At 73.3% G+C, this 17,541-nt stretch carries 17 protein-coding genes; 9 read left to right on the forward strand and 8 right to left on the reverse strand.

Annotation, left to right across the window (positions count from 1 at the left end; all coding sequences use genetic code 11):
- Positions 1–3: 3 nt before the first annotated feature.
- Genes ACLJQZ_RS35565 through ACLJQZ_RS35580 form a run of 4 tightly spaced genes read left to right on the forward strand, consistent with a single transcriptional unit; the run spans position 4 to position 5,198 of the window.
- The gene (locus tag ACLJQZ_RS35565; protein ID WP_410624485.1) at positions 4–1,956 is read left to right on the forward strand and encodes a biotin carboxylase N-terminal domain-containing protein; all 1,953 of its coding nucleotides are present in this window, start codon (positions 4–6) and stop codon (positions 1,954–1,956) included.
- Positions 1,953–2,699, forward strand: coding sequence for an enoyl-CoA hydratase/isomerase family protein (locus ACLJQZ_RS35570; protein ID WP_410624486.1), 747 nt, complete (start codon positions 1,953–1,955; stop codon positions 2,697–2,699). Before ACLJQZ_RS35565 ends, ACLJQZ_RS35570 begins: the two co-directional genes overlap by 4 nt.
- 1 nt (position 2,700) lies before the next feature.
- On the forward strand, positions 2,701–3,480 hold the full coding sequence (locus ACLJQZ_RS35575; RefSeq protein WP_410624487.1) for a TIGR03084 family metal-binding protein: 780 nt from the start codon (positions 2,701–2,703) through the stop codon (positions 3,478–3,480).
- Positions 3,477–5,198: an acyclic terpene utilization AtuA family protein gene (locus ACLJQZ_RS35580; RefSeq protein WP_410624488.1), complete on the forward strand. Its 1,722-nt coding sequence runs from the start codon at positions 3,477–3,479 to the stop codon at positions 5,196–5,198. Before ACLJQZ_RS35575 ends, ACLJQZ_RS35580 begins: the two co-directional genes overlap by 4 nt.
- A gap of 1 nt (position 5,199) precedes the next feature.
- On the opposite strand, the gene ACLJQZ_RS35585 is transcribed toward ACLJQZ_RS35580, so the two are convergent.
- Entirely contained in the window at positions 5,200–5,577 is a 378-nt protein-coding gene (locus tag ACLJQZ_RS35585) for a hypothetical protein (RefSeq protein WP_410624490.1), read from the reverse strand.
- A 77-nt stretch (positions 5,578–5,654) separates the two neighbouring features.
- Complete coding sequence (locus ACLJQZ_RS35590) at positions 5,655–6,695, reverse strand: helix-turn-helix domain-containing protein (RefSeq protein WP_410624491.1); 1,041 nt, start codon at positions 6,693–6,695, stop codon at positions 5,655–5,657.
- Positions 6,696–6,798: 103 nt separating this feature from the next.
- On the opposite strand from ACLJQZ_RS35590, the gene ACLJQZ_RS35595 reads away from it, so the two are divergent.
- On the forward strand, positions 6,799–7,755 hold the full coding sequence (locus ACLJQZ_RS35595) for an alpha/beta hydrolase (protein ID WP_410624493.1): 957 nt from the start codon (positions 6,799–6,801) through the stop codon (positions 7,753–7,755).
- A 29-nt stretch (positions 7,756–7,784) separates the two neighbouring features.
- Here ACLJQZ_RS35595 and ACLJQZ_RS35600 read toward each other — a convergent pair whose 3' ends face one another.
- Positions 7,785–8,630: an alpha/beta hydrolase fold domain-containing protein gene (locus ACLJQZ_RS35600; RefSeq protein ID WP_410624495.1), complete on the reverse strand. Its 846-nt coding sequence runs from the start codon at positions 8,628–8,630 to the stop codon at positions 7,785–7,787.
- A 408-nt stretch (positions 8,631–9,038) separates the two neighbouring features.
- Between ACLJQZ_RS35600 and ACLJQZ_RS35605 the strand changes: the two genes are divergently transcribed.
- The gene (locus tag ACLJQZ_RS35605; RefSeq protein ID WP_410624497.1) at positions 9,039–10,274 is read left to right on the forward strand and encodes a hypothetical protein; all 1,236 of its coding nucleotides are present in this window, start codon (positions 9,039–9,041) and stop codon (positions 10,272–10,274) included.
- A 1-nt stretch (position 10,275) separates the two neighbouring features.
- Here the strand turns inward: ACLJQZ_RS35605 and ACLJQZ_RS35610 are convergent, their stop codons facing one another.
- The 5 genes from ACLJQZ_RS35610 to ACLJQZ_RS35630 form a co-directional block, all read right to left on the reverse strand.
- The gene (locus tag ACLJQZ_RS35610) at positions 10,276–11,778 is read right to left on the reverse strand and encodes a hypothetical protein (protein WP_410624499.1); all 1,503 of its coding nucleotides are present in this window, start codon (positions 11,776–11,778) and stop codon (positions 10,276–10,278) included.
- Between the two features lie 179 nt (positions 11,779–11,957).
- Positions 11,958–12,170, reverse strand: coding sequence for a hypothetical protein (locus tag ACLJQZ_RS35615; RefSeq protein WP_247051344.1), 213 nt, complete (start codon positions 12,168–12,170; stop codon positions 11,958–11,960).
- A 38-nt stretch (positions 12,171–12,208) separates the two neighbouring features.
- Positions 12,209–12,421: a hypothetical protein gene (locus ACLJQZ_RS35620; RefSeq protein ID WP_326949162.1), complete on the reverse strand. Its 213-nt coding sequence runs from the start codon at positions 12,419–12,421 to the stop codon at positions 12,209–12,211.
- A gap of 10 nt (positions 12,422–12,431) precedes the next feature.
- Positions 12,432–12,827 (reverse strand): DUF6010 family protein, encoded by a 396-nt coding sequence (locus ACLJQZ_RS35625; protein WP_326949163.1) that lies wholly within the window; start codon positions 12,825–12,827, stop codon positions 12,432–12,434.
- Between the two features lie 124 nt (positions 12,828–12,951).
- Positions 12,952–14,730: a flavin-containing monooxygenase gene (locus tag ACLJQZ_RS35630; protein WP_410624502.1), complete on the reverse strand. Its 1,779-nt coding sequence runs from the start codon at positions 14,728–14,730 to the stop codon at positions 12,952–12,954.
- Positions 14,731–14,827: 97 nt separating this feature from the next.
- Between ACLJQZ_RS35630 and ACLJQZ_RS35635 the strand changes: the two genes are divergently transcribed.
- The 3 genes from ACLJQZ_RS35635 (at position 14,828) to ACLJQZ_RS35645 (ending at position 17,478) form a co-directional block, all read left to right on the forward strand.
- Positions 14,828–15,811: an SDR family NAD(P)-dependent oxidoreductase gene (locus ACLJQZ_RS35635; RefSeq protein ID WP_410624504.1), complete on the forward strand. Its 984-nt coding sequence runs from the start codon at positions 14,828–14,830 to the stop codon at positions 15,809–15,811.
- Complete coding sequence (locus ACLJQZ_RS35640) at positions 15,808–16,695, forward strand: alpha/beta hydrolase (RefSeq protein ID WP_410624506.1); 888 nt, start codon at positions 15,808–15,810, stop codon at positions 16,693–16,695. Before ACLJQZ_RS35635 ends, ACLJQZ_RS35640 begins: the two co-directional genes overlap by 4 nt.
- A gap of 126 nt (positions 16,696–16,821) precedes the next feature.
- Positions 16,822–17,478, forward strand: a complete 657-nt coding sequence (locus ACLJQZ_RS35645; RefSeq protein WP_410624508.1) for a TetR/AcrR family transcriptional regulator — start codon at positions 16,822–16,824, stop codon at positions 17,476–17,478.
- Positions 17,479–17,541: the final 63 nt, after the last annotated feature.

Below are 17,541 nucleotides of genomic sequence, written 5' to 3' on the forward strand. Positions count from 1 at the left end.
CCGATGATCGCGAAACTGCTCGTCGCCAACCGCGGGGAGATCGCCGCCCGGGTCATGCGCACCGCGCACGACCTCGGCATCTCCACCGTCGCGGTCTACTCCGACCCGGACGCGGGCGCGCCCTTCGTCCGGCTCGCCGACGAGGCCGTCCGGCTGCCCGGGTCCGCACCTGGTGACACCTATCTGCGTGCTGACCTGGTGATCGCCGCCGCGCGAGCGACCGGGGCCGACGCCGTCCACCCCGGCTACGGGTTCCTGTCGGAGAACGCCGCTTTCGCCCGCGCCTGCGGCGAAGCCGGGCTGACGTTCGTGGGGCCGTCGCCCGAGGCCATCGCCTCGATGGGCTCGAAGATCGAGGCCAAGGCGCTGATGGACGCGGCCGGGGTGCCGGTGCTGCCGGGGGCGACCGTCACGGACGAGACCGACCTCGCCGCGGTGGCCGCTTCGATCGGGTTTCCGGTGCTGGTCAAGGCCGCGTTCGGCGGTGGCGGCCGGGGCATGCGTGTCGTGCACGACGCCGCCGGGCTGTCCGAGGCCGTCGAGGGTGCGCGAAGGGAAGCCGCGTCGGCGTTCGGCGACGGCTCGGTGTTCCTGGAGCGGTTCGTCGTCGACCCGCGCCACGTCGAGGTCCAGATCCTCGGCGACACCCACGGCGAGGTCGTGCACCTGTTCGAGCGCGAGTGCTCGATCCAGCGGCGCTACCAGAAGATCGTCGAGGAGTGCCCGTCACCGGCGGTCGACGACGCCTTGCGCGCCGAACTCGGCGCCGCGGCCGTCGCCGCCGGGAAGGCCATCGGCTACACCGGCGCGGGCACGGTCGAGTTCGTACTGGACCAAAGCGGCCGGTTCTTCTTCCTGGAGGTCAACACGCGGCTGCAGGTCGAGCACCCGGTCACCGAGCTGGTCACCGGCCTGGACCTGGTGGAGCTGCAGCTGCGGGTGGCCGAGGGCGAACCGCTGCCGCCTGAGGCGACCGGCGCCCGGATCGACGGGCACGCCATCGAAGTCCGGCTCTACGCCGAAGACGTCCCGGCCGGGTTCCTGCCCGCCACCGGCACATTGCACCGCTTCCGCGTCCCCGCGCTGAAGGGCGTCCGCGTCGACTCCGGCGTCCAGGACGGTTCCGTGGTGGGCCCGCACTACGACCCGATGCTCGCCAAGGTGATCGCCCACGGCCGGACCCGCCGCGAAGCCGCGCGGACCCTCGCGCGGGCGCTGTGGCAGGCCGAACTGCACGGCGTCACGACCAACCGGAACCTCCTGGCCGGCATCCTGGCCGAGCCGGAGTTCCTGGCCGGGCGCACCGACACCGGCTACCTGACCCGGCACGATCCGGCCGCACTCGGCGCGTCCCCGGGCGGGGCCCGGCAGGCGGTGGCCGCGGCTCTGGCGGCCCAGGCGCGCAACCGGCGTGACGCGCGGGTGGTGCCCGAGATGCCGTCCGGGTGGCGCAACGTCGGCTGCGCCCCTCAACGGATCGCGTACACCCTGGACGGGGAAACCCTGGAGGTCGCGTACTCGCTGGGCCGGTCCGGCCTGCGCGTCACGGTGAACGGCGAGCCGCTCGGTGGTTCCGTGCGGCTGCTGTCCGCGTCACCTTCGCTGGTGGAGCTGGAGATCGACGGCGTCCACCGCACCTACGCCGTGCACCCTCGGGCGGGCGTGTCCTATGTGGACAGCTCGGACGGGTCGGCCGCGCTGGCCGAGGTGCCGCGCTTCGCCGACCCGGACTCCGCGACAGCCGCGGGGTCGTTGCTCGCCACCATGCCCGGTGCGGTGGTGCGCGTCCTGGCGGGCGAGGGCGACGCCGTGACGGCCGGGCAGCCGCTGGTCGTCCTGGAGGCGATGAAGATGGAGCACACCGTCGCCGCCCCGGCCGACGGCGTCCTGTCCGACCTGCGGGTGAGCCAAGGCGACCAGGTCGACACCGGCCAGGTGCTGGCGGTCGTGTCGTGAGCGTCTCCTACGAGGTCCGCAACGGCGTCGCCTGGCTGACGATCGACCGGCCCGAAGCCCGCAACGCGCTGTCGAAGGAGGTCCGCGACGGCCTCTGGGAAGGCACCCGGCGGTTCGTCGCCGACGACTCGGCCGCGGTGCTCGTCCTGACCGGCGCGGGCGACAAGGCGTTCTGCGCGGGCGGCGACCTCAAGGAGATGGCCGAGACGGCCCTGGAGATTCCGCCACCGGACTTCCTGCCGCAGTTCGGCCGCAACATCGACATCCCGAAACCGACGATCGCGGCCGTCAACGGCGTCGCCTACGCGGGCGGGTTCCTGCTGGCCCAGCAGTGCGATCTCGTCGTGGCCGCGGCGCACGCCCGGTTCGCCGTGACCGAGGTGAAGGTGGGCCGTGGCTCGCCGTGGGCCGCGCCGCTGTCCTGGCTGGTGCCGCCGCGGATCGCGATGGAGATCCTGCTGACCGGCGACCCCCTGACCGCACAACGCGCCCGGGAGGTCGGGCTGGTGAACGACGTCGTGCCGCTGGATGAGCTGCGGTCCTGTACGCAGGTCTTGGCCGAACGGATCGCCGCCAACGCACCGCTGTCCGTGCGGGCGGCGAAGCAGACGGCGTACCTGCAACGCCACGACGTCTACGACCGCGCCGAGGAGATCTGGGCGCCGGTCTACCGCTCGCGGGACGCGCAGGAAGGCCCCGCGGCGTTCCGCGAGAAACGCACGCCCGTGTGGGAAGGACGCTGACATGCCCGTTTCCCTGGACGTTCTGCTCGACGACCTGCTCGCCGAGACCGCCGACGTTGAGGCCATGCTCGCCCCGCTCGACGACGACGGCATCGCCCGGCCGACGCCCGCCGTGGGCTGGGACGTCCGGGACCAGGTCACGCACCTGGCCTTCTTCGACGAGACCGCGACGCAGGCCGCCGTCGACCCCGAGGGCTTCCGGCTCGTGGCGGCCGCGTTGCTGGCCGACGGGATGGACTTCCCCGACCGCGTCGCCGCTCAGCACCGAGGGTTGGGCGCGGCGGAGGTCCGCGAGTGGTTCCGGCGCGCGCGGACGGCGTTCGTCACGACGTTCCGCGGGCGCGACCCCCGGGCCCGGCTGCCGTGGTACGGGCCGGACATGAGCGTCGCGTCGTCGGTGACCGCGCGGATCATGGAGACCTGGGCGCACGGGCAGGACATCGCCGACACGCTCGGCGTGACGCGCGTGCCGACCGACCGGCTCCGGCACATCGCGCACCTCGGCGTCTCGACGACGGCGTTCAGCTTCGGGCTCCATGATCGCCCGGCGCCGGTCGTCCCGATCCGGGTCGTCCTGCACGCGCCCTCGGGTGACAAGTGGACGTGGGGCGACGGGGCCGCCGCCGACCGCGTCGAAGGCACCGCGCTGGACTTCTGCCTGGCGGTCACGCAGCGCCGTGACGCTTCGGACACCGACCTGGTCGTGCGCGGACCCGTCGCGCAGGAGTGGATGGGCATCGCCCAGGCCTTCGCGGGCGCCCCCGGCCGGGGACGCGCGTGAAGCGCCCGGTCCGGATCGCGAACTGCTCCGGCTTCTACGGCGACCGCCTGGAGGCGGCGCGGGAGATGGTCGAGGGCGGCCCGATCGACGTCCTCACCGGCGACTACCTCGCCGAGCTGACCATGCTGATCCTCTGGAAGGCGCGCCGGAAGGATCCCGCCGCCGGCTACGCCAAGACGTTCCTCACCCAGCTCGAACACGTGCTCGGCACCTGCCTGGACCGGGGTATCCGGATCGTCTCGAACGCCGGTGGCCTGAACCCGGCCGGGCTGGCGGCACGGATCGACGCGCTGGGCCTGCACCCGAAGATCGCCTACGTCGACGGCGACGACATCGTCGACCGGCTGCCGGACCTGGTGCACCTCGACACCGGCCGCAAGCTCTCCGAGGCCGGCGTGGAACCGTTGACGGCCAACGCCTACCTCGGCGGCTGGGGCATCGCCGCGGCCCTCGACGCCGGCGCGGACGTCGTCGTCACCGGGCGGGTCACCGACGCGTCGCTGGTCACCGGCCCGGCCGCGTGGTGGCACGGCTGGACACCCTCCGACGTCGACGCGATCGCCGGGGCGATGGCCGCGGGGCACGTGATCGAGTGCGGCCCGCAGGCGACCGGCGGCAACTACGCCTTCTTCGACGAGGTCACCGACCGGCGGTACCCGGGCTTCCCGATCGCCGAGGTCACGGCCGACGGATCGAGCGTCATCACGAAGCACGCCGACACCGGGGGACTGGTCTCGGTCGGGACGGTCACGGCGCAGCTGCTGTACGAGATCGCCGAACCCGCGTACGCCGGGCCGGACGCCGTCGCGCACTTCGACAGCCTGCGGCTTCTCGAGGAGGCGCCGGACCGCGTCCGGATCAGCGGAACCCGCGGCAGCCCGCCGGGCGAGCGGCTCAAGGTCGCGCTGAACCACGACGGCGGCTACCGCAACACGATGACGCTGGTGCTGACCGGCGACCGCATCGAGGAGAAGGCCGCCTGGGCCGAGCAGCAGCTGTTCGATCTGCTGGGCGGCCGGGAGCAGTTCGCCGAGGTCGACGTGACGCTGCTGCGGTTCGACCACCCGGGTTCGCCGGTCAACGCCGAGGCGACCGCGCACCTGCGGATCACGGTGAAGGACCCGGACGCTCGCAAGGTCGGCCGCCGCTTCGCCAACACCACGATGGAACTCGCGCTCGGCGGTTACCCGGGCTTCCACACGACGACCCCGCCGACCGCGGAGAGCGCTTTCGGCGTCTACTGGCCGGCGTTGGTGCCCGCGTCCTCGGTGGAGCACCGGGTGACCTTGCCGGATGGTTCACGACTCGTGATTCCGCACCCGCCGACTGGCGCTTCGGTGTCTTCGCCTGTGGTGGCTGGGGAACCACGGGACTTCGGGCCGACACGACGGGTGTCGCTCGGCACGATCGCGGGCGCGCGGTCGGGGGACAAGGGTGGCAACGCGAACGTCGGGTTCTGGACCCGCACCGACGAGGAGTACTCGTGGTTGCGCGGTTATCTCGACGTGGACCGCTTCCGGGAGCTGCTGCCGGAGGCTGCCGAGCTGGAGATCCGCCGGTTCGAGCTGCCGAACCTGCGAGCGGTGAACTTCGTGGTGGTCGGTTTGCTGGGCGACGGCGTGGCGTCGGCGACGCGGCCGGACCCGCAGGCCAAGGGACTCGGCGAGTACCTGCGAAGCCGGCCCGCCGACGTCCCGGCGGCGCTGCTGGAGCCGTGACTCAGGCGTTCATCCAGTTCGTGCACTCCCAGTTGGGTGTCTTCTGGCAGGCGCGGAAGATGGTGATCGGGTTCGCCGCGGTGCCCGGGGTCTTCGAGCTGCAGCCCGAACTGCTGCCGTTCGCGTCGTCGATGCCGCCTCCGCCGCCGCTGCGGGTGCGCCACTCCGTGCGGAAGCCGTAGCCGTCACCGAAGGTGTCGCAGGAGTACACCCGCGTGTGGCCGTTGGTGATGCCGCCGTAACCGCAGCGGATCGCGCCTTGGTAGCTGCAGTCGACGACCTGCGCGAGCGCGTCGTGAGCCGACGCGGCGGGCGCGATGGCGATGGTTCCGACGGCGGCCAGCAGGCTCGCCGCGGCGAGGGTGGGCAGTTTCGGCACATTGTCCTCCTGGGGATCCCGGATGTGCGTGCCGTCCACTCCGGGAACCCCGGCCCGGTTGAGGCCGGGACCCGGCGTCACCCGTTCGGCGCAGCGTCCACTTCGGACGGTCCGGCGTCGCGCAACCGCCGCAGCATCAGGGCCAGGTGCAGCCGGAAGCGGCCCGCGGGGGAGTCGACGTCGAAGCCGAGGACGGCCCCGGCGCGGGCGAGGCGTGCGGGCATCGTGCTGTGGTGGCGGTGCAGGACGGCCGCCGCCTTGCGGGCCGAGCCCGTCGCGCAGAGCGCCGTCAACGCCGCGAGGAGGTCGTCGCCGTGCGGTTCCCCGGCGAGGCGGTCGAGGGCCTGGACGTCCGGGAGCGCGGCGAGATCCGCGGGACCGAGCACCCCGGCCAGCGCGGCGAGGCTGCCGAGGCGGTCCCACCACACCACGGGCTCGGCGCCGGCGGTGAACCGCAGCGCCGTGCGCGCGGCCTGCCAGGACCGCGCCAGGTCGAGCACGGGCACCACGGGCCCGACGCCGATCCGGGCGCCTGGCGGCGCCGCTTCGGGTCCGTCGGCGGTGAGCACGGCCCGCACGTCGCCGAACGTGGCGGCGCGGCCGTCGAGGTCGGCGCCGGTGGCCGCCAGCACCCGCAGCCGGGCCGTCGTGCCGAGGCCGAGCAGGTGCAGCGCCCGCGACCGCTCGGCCGTCCCGATCCCCTCGGACAGCACCAGCTCGACCAGCGCGGGGTCGCCGAGCGCGGGCAGCGGCACGCTGGTGTGCTCCAGCAGGACGGCGGTGGCGATCGCGAAGCGCTCCAGCAGGATGTCGTCGAGCGGGGTGGGCGCGCCCGCGCGGGCCACCCAGACCACGACGCCGCCCTCGAGCCGGCGCACGGCGGCCCCGGCCGGCACCCGGCCCGCGGCCGCGACGTCGGCGTCCGGCTCCGCCCGCAGAGCCAGGCCCTGGGCGGGGGCGTGCACCCCGGCCGGGCAGTCGGCCAGCCGGGCCGTGCTGCGCACGAGGACGTCGAGACTCGCCCGATCGGTGATCAGGCGGTCGAAGAACCCGATCACCCGCACCGCGTTCTCGGCATCGGCGTCGAGTCCGGACAGCCTCAGCAGCAGGCCCTTCATGAGGCCACGATAGGCGCGTCCGCCGCCGGATGGCGAGGCCCGGGCCGCCAACCCCCGCCGCGTGGCGGTGGCGACGGCGGCGGCGCGAGCCGAAGATCGGAGCATGACCTACGCGATCGATCCCGAGCTGCTGCCCTGGCTGGACATGCTCCCCGCGGTGACCCTGCCCGACTACGACGCCCTCCTGGCCGCGCGCGCTTCGATGGCGCAGCTGCAGGAGGTCATGCCGGCCTACGAGCCGGTGCACCCGGTCGACGTCCGCGACACGACGGTGCCGGGGCCGTCCGGCGCCCCCGACGTCCCGGTCCGCGTGTACAGCCCGGCGGACCGCGAAGGCACCGTGCCCGGGCTGGTCTACATCCACGGCGGCGGGTTCATCCTCGGCGACCTGGACATGTTCCACGCCTCGCTGCTGCACCTGGTCGACGAGCTGGGCATCGTGATCGTGTCGGTGGACTACCGGCTCGCGCCCGAGCACCCGTTCCCCGCGCCGGTCGAGGACTGCTACGCGGCGCTGACCTGGACGGCGGCGAAGGCGGCCGAGCTGGGCATCGACCCGGACCGGATCGGCGTCGGCGGCGAGAGCGCGGGTGGCGGCCTCGCCGCCGCGACGGCCCTGCTGGCCCGCGATCGCGGCGGCCCGGCGCTGCGCTTCCAGTACCTCGGCATCCCGGAGCTGGACGACCGCCTGGAAACGCCGTCGATGCGGGCGTACGTCGACACTCCGATGTGGAACCGCCCGAACGCCGTCTACAGCTGGGCGAGCTACCTGGGCCCCGAACCGGGTGACGTCTCGCCCTACGCCGCGCCCGCCCGCGCCACGGACCTGACCGGGCTGCCGCCGGCGTTCGTGACGACCTGCCAGTTCGACCCGCTGCGCGACGAGGGAATCCAGTACGCGCAACGTCTCCTGCAGGCCGGCGTCACGACGGAGCTGCACCACTACCCGGGCACGTTCCACGGCTCGGCGATCATCCAGGACGCGGCAGTGTCACGCCGCATGCTGGCGGACGAGGTGGCGGCTCTGCGCCGCGGCCTCGGCGTGACGGCGAAGGACTGACGCGCCCGGCGGTGTGTCGGCGCGGGCGCTCAGCCGAGGCGCTCGCGCAGGAAGGCCAGGCCGGATTCGGTGGCCTGCTGCAGTTTCTGCCGGCTGTAGAAGTGGCCGGCACCGTCCAGCCGGATGAGGTCGGCGTCGGCTCCGGCGCGCCAGTACGCCGCGACGAGCGCTTCGCTGTGGGCGATCGGGATGCCGGAGTCGTCGGTGCCGTGCACCAGCTGCAGCGGGGCGGCGGTGGCCGAGACGTGCAGCAGCGGGCTCGCCGTCGCGTCCGGCAGCCAGTCGTGCGGGTCGTGACCGGTGCGGTGCAACGACGTTCCCTCGGGCGGGGGCGGGATGCGGGTGAAGTCCGTCGGCGGGCTCCAGGCGACGGCCGCGGCGAGCCCGCTCGGCTCGCCGGTGACACCGAGGTCGCCGTCCAGGATCGGGTGGTCCGCCGTGACGGCGAGCATCGCGGCGAGGTACCCGCCCGCCGAGTGACCCCAGGCCGCGACCCGGCCGACGTCGACGCCCAGTTCGGTGCCGTGCCGGCGGAGCCACCGGACGGCGGCCTTCACGTCGTGCAGCTGCGCGGGGAAGGCCGCCTCCCGGCCCAGCCGGTACTGTGCCCGCGCGACCGCGAAACCGTTGCCCACCAACGCTTCGGTGACGTGGTCGCCGATCCGCCCGTGCTTGTGCGAGCCGGCCGCGAGCGCGCCGCCGTCCAGGAACACCACCACCGCGGGCGGGGCGCCGGCCGGCACGACCAGGTCCAGCAGCAGCGGCCGGTAGCCGGGCAGCGGCGCCACGAGCGCGTCGCGGTAGACCACCCGGGCCCCGGCGCGCTCGGCTCGGGGGAGGGCGAACGCTGCCAGGGGAGCACGGGGCGTGAGCACGGGACCACTATCGGGACCCGGCCGGGCGCGCGGCCAGCAGTACCACGATGCGGGAGGAATGCCGCGTTTCGCCGGAGCTGCCCCCGGGCTCGGCAGGGCCGGTCGGCGCGGCCGGGGGCAAGGTCACCTCCGGCCGCGCTGACTGGCCAACTCGGCGCCTGGAGCGGCCAACACGGTGCCTGGAGTGGCCAACACGGTGCCTGGAGTGGCCAACATGGTGTCCGGAGCGGCCAACATGGTGTCCGGAGTGGCCAACACAGGCTGTGGGGGTCCTGCCGTCGGTGTGTTGGCCGTTGCGGATCGCGGGGTGGCCGGAGCGGGCGGGCCTCGGCGATCTGCCTGGCGTGATTCGGAGCAGTACAAACGCCGTTGTACGAAACTTTGACCGGCGCGTGCGGCAATGGCGCCATGCGAATTCCCCGAGTGCTCGTTCTCGTGCTGGCCGTGGTGGCCGGCGCGCTGGTGATCCCCGGCACGGCCGGTGCCGCCTACAGCGACCCGCTGACGACCACGACCAAGCAGAACCTGGTCTGGCACGCGACCCCGGCCGCCGCGTTGACCGCGCTGGACAACGCGCTGCCGAACGTCAGCCTCAACACCGTCGTCAACGACACCAGCTACGCGATGACCGGCTGCACCAGCGCGGAGAAAGCCGCGCTGCCCAAGGCGCCGGCCGCCACGAAGTCGCTGTGCTGGGACGCCGACCGCGCGGGCAGCACGACCTGGGTGCCGCAGGGCATCACGACGTCCGGCGACGCCGACGACGACGGCCTGTGGGGCGCGGACAAGATCATCCTGTCCGGCTGGCACAGCACCGACGCGCTCGGCCGCTACGACGACGCGCGGATCCAGGCGGTCGACTACGACAACCCCGCCTCCGCCGCCCACCGGATGATGTACCTGGCCGTGCCGAACAGCACCGGCAGCACCTTCTCGGCGGCGAAGGCCCACATGGGCGGGATGGCTTGGTACGGCGACAAGATCTACGTCACCGCCGTCGGGAACACCTCGACCGCGATCCGGGTTTTCAGCACCCAGCACATCCTGCAGCTGACCGACACGACGTCGAACGCGATCGGCAAGACGTCGGGCGGATATGCGGCCTACACGTACAAGTACGCGATGATGCAGGTCGGCTACTACACCTACGCGGGCGGCACGTGCAGCATGTCCTCCGACGCCGGGGTGCCGTGCTTCTCGTCGATCTCCCTGGACCGCAGCACCTCGCCGGCCACGGTGGTGACGACGGAGTACTTCTCCGACCAGAGCCTGCACGGCCGGCTCTACCGCTTCCCGATGGGGACGGACTACCTGCTGACCGGGACCGCGACGGAGGCGTTCCGCAGCTCCGTGGGCAACATGCAGGGTGTCCTGTCCCACGGTGGCAAGTGGTACGTCGCCCACAGCTCGGCCACGATCAACGGCCAGCTCTGGACCCAGACGACGACGCAGAGCACGTCGGCCACCTGCGGCTCGACCTCGACGACGGCGTGCTGGGCGGTGCACCCGGAGGCGCTGACGTACGACTGGTCGACGGGCCTGGTCTGGTCCCAGTCGGAGTGGTCGACGGCGGACTGCACCGCGCAGGGCCAGACGTGCGGCCGGTCGGTGTTCGCGGTGCCGCTGTCCTCCCTGGCGAGCTGATTCAGCCGGCTTGGGGCGTCGGCTCGCTCTGCGGCTCCGGTTCGGCCACCGGGGCCGCGGGGCGACGACGTCGCGTCAGCTGCTCGCGGACGAACCGGTAGACCACCGGGGCCGCCATGACGCACAGCGACAGGGCCGCCGCGTCCAGCAGGTACGCCGCCAGCCAGACGTGCTTCGCGATCTCGAAGTACCCGTCGCCGACCACCGCCATCACCGCGATGCCCAGTGCCGCCGTCACCGAGACGCCCGCCATCAAGCCCGCGCGGTTCGTCCACACCCGGCGGCGCAGCAGGGCGATCACGGCGCCGGCCAGGCCGAGCAGCACCAGCAGGGACGGCCACCACGGCAGGCTCATGTTGTCGAGCCACTCGCGGAACGTCTGCGGGTTGCCGCCCATGTCGCCGCTGACCGGGGCCGAGTTGTCCGGGGCCTTGGTCGCCGCGCCCCAGGGGTGGTTCGGGAGGTACGGCAGGTCGCGGCCGTGCGTGGCCTGCAGGCCGATGCCGATCGCGCGGGCCAGCGCCGCCGGGTGGGCCAGCAGCAGGCTCCAGACCTTGCCCTTGACCGCGCTGGGCTCCTCCAGCAGCACGTCCGCGCCGGCCAGCTGCTCCGGCCCGTCGGGGTAGTACGCCTTGCCCGCGCTCTGGTTCGCGGCTTCGGGCAGGCCCAGCTCGGCCGCCGACCCCGGCAGCTCGACCAGGCCGAGGGTGTAGACGACGTTCACCGCGTTGACGTCGGCGTAGTTGCGCTCCTGCCAGGCGAGGTTCGCCCGGATCGGCGCGATGATCTCCAGCACGAGCAGGACGGCGATCAGCGGCCCGACGAGCCGGCCCGACCACCAGCGTCCGGCCCCCGCCCGGGCGCCGGTCACCGCGCAGACCAGCACCGCCAGCACGAACAGCGGCAGGAACCCGATCTTCGCCAGCCCCGCGACGACGCCGCCGGCCGCGACCAGCAGCAGTGCGGTCAGCCGCTCGAAGCCGTCCTCGACCTTGGTGCCGGCGATCACCGCGAGCCCGCAGAGCAGCGTGTACGCGCCGAACAGCCCGGCGGGCTCGCCGAACGTCGAGAGGAACAGCCGCGCGAAATCGGGGTTGAGCAGGGGAAGCACGGGCGGGAGCAGCAGCGCCAGACGGCGCCAGCCGCGGGCGAGCAACGCCCAGGCCGCGAGCCCGGTGACCAGGAAGACCAGCAGCGCGTACAGCCAGCCGAGCGAGGTGAGGCTGAACGGCCCGTCGCCGTCCGCGACCGCCTTGAACAGCACCGCGGCGCTCGAAGGCTGCGGGTCGGGGCACGGCGTGCCGCGGCCGAAGTCCAGCACGACGCCGCCGAGCCAGCTCGCTTTGTGGTCGGGGGTGGCCGGGCTGAGCCCGGCGGTGCAGAACAGCCGGTAACCGTCACCGTTGTCGCCGGCGCCGTTGGGAGTGCCGAGCAGACCGAGGCTGACGATCAGCCCCAGCGCAGCAATGAACCCGGCCGCGACGGCCATCCCCACCCTCTTCACACCGGTCAGCCTAGGTGGTCGGTTCGCCGGGTGGTTCCGGAACACCCGATTCCGGTGGTCCGGATCTCACCGCGCGTGGCCGGGCGCACTTGTGCGGCCGAGCGACGCAGGGTGACTGGTCACGGGGTGTCCGCGGACGTGCGCGGCGCGTTCGGCGCACGCCGTGACGCGGCTAGGCCTCAGCCGGAGTGGCCGCAGTGCAGGACCGCCGCGCCGGCCAGCGCTTCGCAGGCCGGGCACCGCGTCATCGGGCGCTCACGACGTCCCCAGTACGGATGCGTCGCTCCGCACAACGCGGTGACCCGGTCACCCGGCTGGGGGTCCGGGTTGCAGCGGGGGCAGTAGGCGTGCGCCGCGCGTTCGACGGCGGTGCTGTCTTGGCTGGCGCTCATGGACCCGGGATACCCGGCCGGCCGGGGCGGCAACCGCGTCAGTCCGTGGTGAGCTCGGCGAGCACTTCCGCGGCCGTCGTGCTGCCGCCGTCGGCGAGGCGCCGCAGCTCGGCGAGGTTCTCCTGCTCGGTGGCCACCTCGATGAGCACGTCGAGCGCCGTCGGGTCGCCGGTGTCGGCGATGCGGCGGAGGCCGGCGAGGTCGCCTTGCTCGCCCAGCTGCTCGATGAGCACGTCGAGGGAGTCGGACACGGCCTTCAGCCTACGCCCGGGCGGTGCGCAGCGACGCCACGACGGACCGGCCGCCGGTGAAGCACCAGATCGCGATCACCGGGTCGCAGAACGCGCAGCCGAACGACGAGTCGTGGGCGAACGGGAGGATCGGCTGGCCCTTCAGGTGGTGGACGACGTCCCAGCCGGTGTGCAGGAGCCAGCCGATCCCGATGAACGTCCACGAGTCGAGCCCGCGGAACGCGACGTAGGTCAGCACCGCGCAGAACACCAGCTCCCACGGCCCGAGCGCACCGCCGGAGAGGTAGGCCGCCCCGGCGCCGGCGACCATCAGCGCGTTGAAGCGCTGCCGGTGCGGCTCGCGGATCAGCGAGTTGAGCAGGACGTAGACGAGGCCGACCAGGATCGGCGCCAGTACCGCGATCATGGTGGACCACGCTAGGAACCCGCGGCCGCACCGGCCAGTGGCTGTTCTGCCATTCTCCGCCGGATTCTCGCCAGTCAGGCTTCGAGGTGTTCCCGGCGAGGCCGAGGGCGCCGTGCCGGAGCGTTCACATGACCTCGTCCATTCCGCCGTTCTCCCGCCACGCGGCGAGGAGCGCGTGGAAGGCGACCGGCCCGTCGCCGAACGACTGGCTGTGTTCCCGCGGCTTGCCTTCGTTGTTGTAGTAGCCCGGAGTGCACTCGAGCTGGAACTGGTAGCGGTCCGGCGCCTTCCGGCGGATCGTCTCGACCCACGCCTGCTCGGCCGCCGCCGTGGGCTCCACAAGGGACGCTCCGCGCTCGCGGGCTTCGGCGACGACCGCGCCGATGTGGCTCGCTTGCTCGTCGAGGACGTGCACGAAGTTCACCGAGGCGGCGTTCTGCAGCGAGCCGAGCTGGAACAGGTTCGGGAACCCGTGGCTCGCGACGCCGTGCAGCGTCCGGGGGCCGCTGCGCCAGCGTTCCAGCAGCGAGACGCCGTCGCGGCCGACGATCGGCAGGCGCCCGGCCATGACGTCCGAGGCGCCGACGGAGAACCCGGTCGCGAAGATGATGCAGTCGGCCTCGTACTCCCGGCCGCCGGCGACGACGGCCCGTTCGGTGACGGCCTCCACGCCGCCGCTGTCGGCGGTGTCCACCAGGGTGACGTTCGGCCGGTTGAACGTCTGCAGGTAGTGGTCGCTGAACGTCGGGCGCTTGCACATGTAGCGGTACCAGGGCTTGAGCGCCGCGGCGGTGGCCGGGTCGGTGACGAGCGCGTCGACCCGGTCGCGCAGCTCGTTCATCTTCCGGAAGTCGGCGATTTCGTGCGCCTCGGCCGGGACGTCCGCGTAGGCGTCGGTCGCGACCAGGTCCTTCAGCAGGCGGGCGCTGCTGGTCCAGCCGTCGCCCACCAGGTCCTGCTCGGCGCGGCCGCCGGTGACGACGGTGAGGAAGTTGTCCCGGCGCCGCCGCTGCCAGCCCGGGGTCAGGGAGCCGGCCCACGCGGGATCGGTGGGCCCGTTCCCGCGGACGTCCACAGTGGACGGTGTCCGCTGGAAGACGACCAGTTCCCGCGCGTCGCGCCCGAGGTGCGGGACGACCTGCACGGCGGTCGCGCCGGTGCCGATCAGGGCGACGCGCTTGTCGGCCAGCCCGGTCAGGCCGCCGTCGGCGGTCCCGCCGGTGTAGCCGTAGTCCCACCGGCTGGTGTGGAACGTGTGCCCGGCGAACGTCTCGATGCCCGGGATGCCGGGCAGCTTCGGGTGGTCGAGCGTCCCGTTCGAGACGACGACGTACCGCGCGCGGATCTCGTCTTCGCGGTCGGTGCGGACGAGCCACTCGCCGTCGTCCCAGCGCAGTTCACGGACCGCGGTGCGGAAACAGGCGTCGCCGTAGAGGTCGAACGTCCGCCCGATCGCGCGGGCGTGCTCCAGGATCTCCGCGCCCGGCGAGTACTTCCAGCCGGGGACGTGACCGACCTCCTCCAGCAGCGGGAGGTACACATAGGACTCGATGTCGCAGTGGATGCCGGGGTAGCGGTTCCAGTACCACGTGCCGCCGAAGTCGCCGCCCTTCTCGATCACGCGGATGGTCCCGACGCCGGCCTGGCGCAGCCGCGCGGCGGCGAGCAGGCCGCCGAACCCGCCGCCGACCACCACGGCCTCGACGCGGTCGCGCAGCGGTGCGCGCACGAGGTCGCCCTCGACGTACGGGTCTTCGGCGTAGTACCCGAACCGGCCGGTGGGCCGCTGGTACTGCGCGCTGCCGTCCGGCCGCAGGCGCCGGTCGCGCTCGGCGCGGTACTTCGCGCGCAGGGCGTCCGGGTCGAAGCCCAGTTCGGCGGGCAGGGGCGAGGTGGGGGACATGGGTGCCCTTCCGGGTTCGGTGATCGGCTCACCTCCAGCAAACCCAGTTCGGGAACTTCGGTCAAGCAGGTGATTTAATATGGGGTACGCTGGCGCCATGATCACCGCGGACACGCCGATCGGCGAGTGGGTGGCCCACCCCGAAGGCGGCCCGCTGATCCGGGCCCTGCTCGCCGCCGCGGGCTTCGACGAAAGCGTGCTCGCGCCGATCAGCCAGGTGCCGCTGGGGCAGCTCGTCGCGCTCAGCCAGGGAAAACTCGGCCAGGACGTCGTCGACGACCTGGTGGCGCGCGTCAACGACGGTGTCGTGCCGGCCGCGACCGGCGCTCCGCTGAGCACCGTCCCCGGCCGGTTCGACGGCCGCACGGTCGTCGTGACCGGTGCCGCGTCCGGCATCGGCCGTGCGACGGCGTCCCGCATCGCGCGCGAGGGCGGCCGGGTGGTCGCGGTCGACGTCTCGGCCGAGCGGCTCGACGAGTTCGCCGCCGAGACGCCCGCACTGGTCCCGGTGTCGGCGGACATCACCGACGCCGCCGGGGTCGAGCGGATCCTGGCCGCCGCCGGGACGCGGATCGACGGCCTGGCCAACGTCGCCGGGATCGCCGACGACTTCTCGCCGGCCCACGAGGTCAGCGACGAACTGTGGCGGCGCGTCTTCGCGGTCAACGTCGACGGCACGTTCCGGCTCATCCGCGCCGTGATCCCGGCGATGCTGACGGCCGGCTCCGGCTCCATCGTGAACATCGCCTCCGAAGCCGCGTTGCGCGGTTCGGCGGCCGGGATCGCTTACACCGCTTCGAAACACGCGGTCGTCGGGATCACCCGGAACTGCGCGGTGATGTACGGGCCGCACGGCATCCGCGTCAACGCCGTCGCGCCCGGCGGGGTGGCGACCGGCATCGCGCGGAACGGCACGCCGTCGGAGTTCGGGCAGGGCCGGCTCGGCGCGTTCTTCGGCCTGATGCCGCCGATCGCCACGGCGGAGCAGCTGGCCGCGTCGATCACGTTCCTGCTCAGCGACGATGGCGCGAACGTCAACGGCGTCGTGCTGCCGTCGGACGGCGGCTGGTCGGCCCAGTGAAGCTCTCGGAGATCGCGCCCGAGCTGCGGGGCAAGGCGCGGTGGCTGCCCCGGTTGCCGCTGGACCGGCCCTTCGGGCTGTGGCTGGTGCGCCGGACCCTGGCCCGGATGCGGCCCGTCGCGGTCCCGGACGTCGCCATCGAGGTCACCGCGGGGCTGCGGATCTACCGGCCGCGCGAGCCGCGGTCCGACCTGACGCTCCTGTGGATCCACGGCGGCGGCCTGGTCATCGGCAACACCGTGCAGGGCGACGCGTTCGGCGGGGAGACGGCGCGGGAGCTCGGGATCACCGTGGTGTCGGCCGAGTACCGCCTCGCCCCGGAGCACCCGTACCCCGCGGCGCTCGACGACTGCCACGCCGCCTGGAAGTCGGCGCGGGACCACGCCGCCGACCCGGCCCGGGTGGTCGTCGGCGGGCAGAGCGCCGGCGGCGGGCTCGCGGCCGCGCTGGTCCAGCGCCTGTGCGACGAAGGGGAGCGGCCGCTCGCGCAGTGGCTGTTCTGCCCGATGCTCGACGACCGCACCGCCGCCCGCCGCGACCTCGACGCGCGGCGTCTCCGCGGCTGGGACAACCGCCTCAACCGCTTCGGCTGGCGCGCTTACCTCGGCCAGGACCCCGGGGCGGCGGTCCTCCCGCACTACGCCGCGCCCGCTCGCCGCGAGAACCTGACCGGCCTGCCGCCGGCCTGGATCGGCGTCGGCGACATCGATCTGTTCCACGACGAAGACGTCGAGTACGCCCGCCGGCTGCGCGCGGCGGGCGTCGGCACGACCGTGCACGTCGAACCGGGCGCGCCGCACGGGTTCGAGTCCTGGGCCCCGGACACCGGCATCGTCCGGGGCTACCTCGCCACCGCGCGGGCGTGGCTGGGCGGGTTCGCCTGACGTCGCCGGAAAGCCGGGGAGCCCGCACGGCGATCGTCGAGGTGCTGGCCAGGGACGTCCGGCGGGCCGGGGCGGGGGCTCCGTAAGGTGAAGGCAGCCGAGCACGGGGGAGACGAGGTGGCACCGATGAACGTGAAGGCCGTCCGGGCGGAGCGCGCGAGCGCCACGCGGGAGTCCATCCTCGCCACGGCGGAGCGGCTGTTCGCCGAGCACGGGGTGCAGGTGGTGTCCAACCGGCACATCAGCGAGGCCGCGGGCCAGGGCAACAACGCCGCCGTCAACTACCACTTCGGCACCAAGACCGACCTCGTCCGCGCGATCGTGCGCAAGCACTCCGAACGCGTCGAGAAGCTGCGCGCCGAGCTCGCCGGAGCCATCGACGGACCGGGCGAGCTGCGCGACTGGGTGGCCTGCCTGATCCGGCCGACCACGACGTACCTGCAGGAGCTGGGCTCCCCGACGTGGTTCGCGCGCTTCACCGCCCAGGTGCTGACCGACCCGGCCCTGCGCGCGATCATCGCCGAGGAGTCGATGACCTCCCCGGGCCTCGCGAAGGTGGTCGCGGGGCTCAACCGGACCCTCTCGGTCCTGCCGCCGGACGTCCGGGCCGAGCGCGGCGACATGGCGCGTCAGCTGATGATCCACATGACGGCCGAGCGCGAGCGCGCCTTGGCCGAGGACACCGCGACGCCCCGCGCGACCTGGTACGACGCCGGCACCGGCCTGATCGACGCGGTGACCGGCCTGCTCTTGGCCCCGGTGACCCTCCCGCACCGGTCGTGAGTGTTTAGGGCGGTTAGAACCGCCCTGAACACTCACGACCGGGAGCTGCGGGTTCGTCCGCGC

Origin of the sequence: Amycolatopsis sp. cmx-8-4 (assembly GCF_046548675.1) — a bacterium.
In the GTDB taxonomy this organism is placed as follows: domain Bacteria; phylum Actinomycetota; class Actinomycetes; order Mycobacteriales; family Pseudonocardiaceae; genus Amycolatopsis.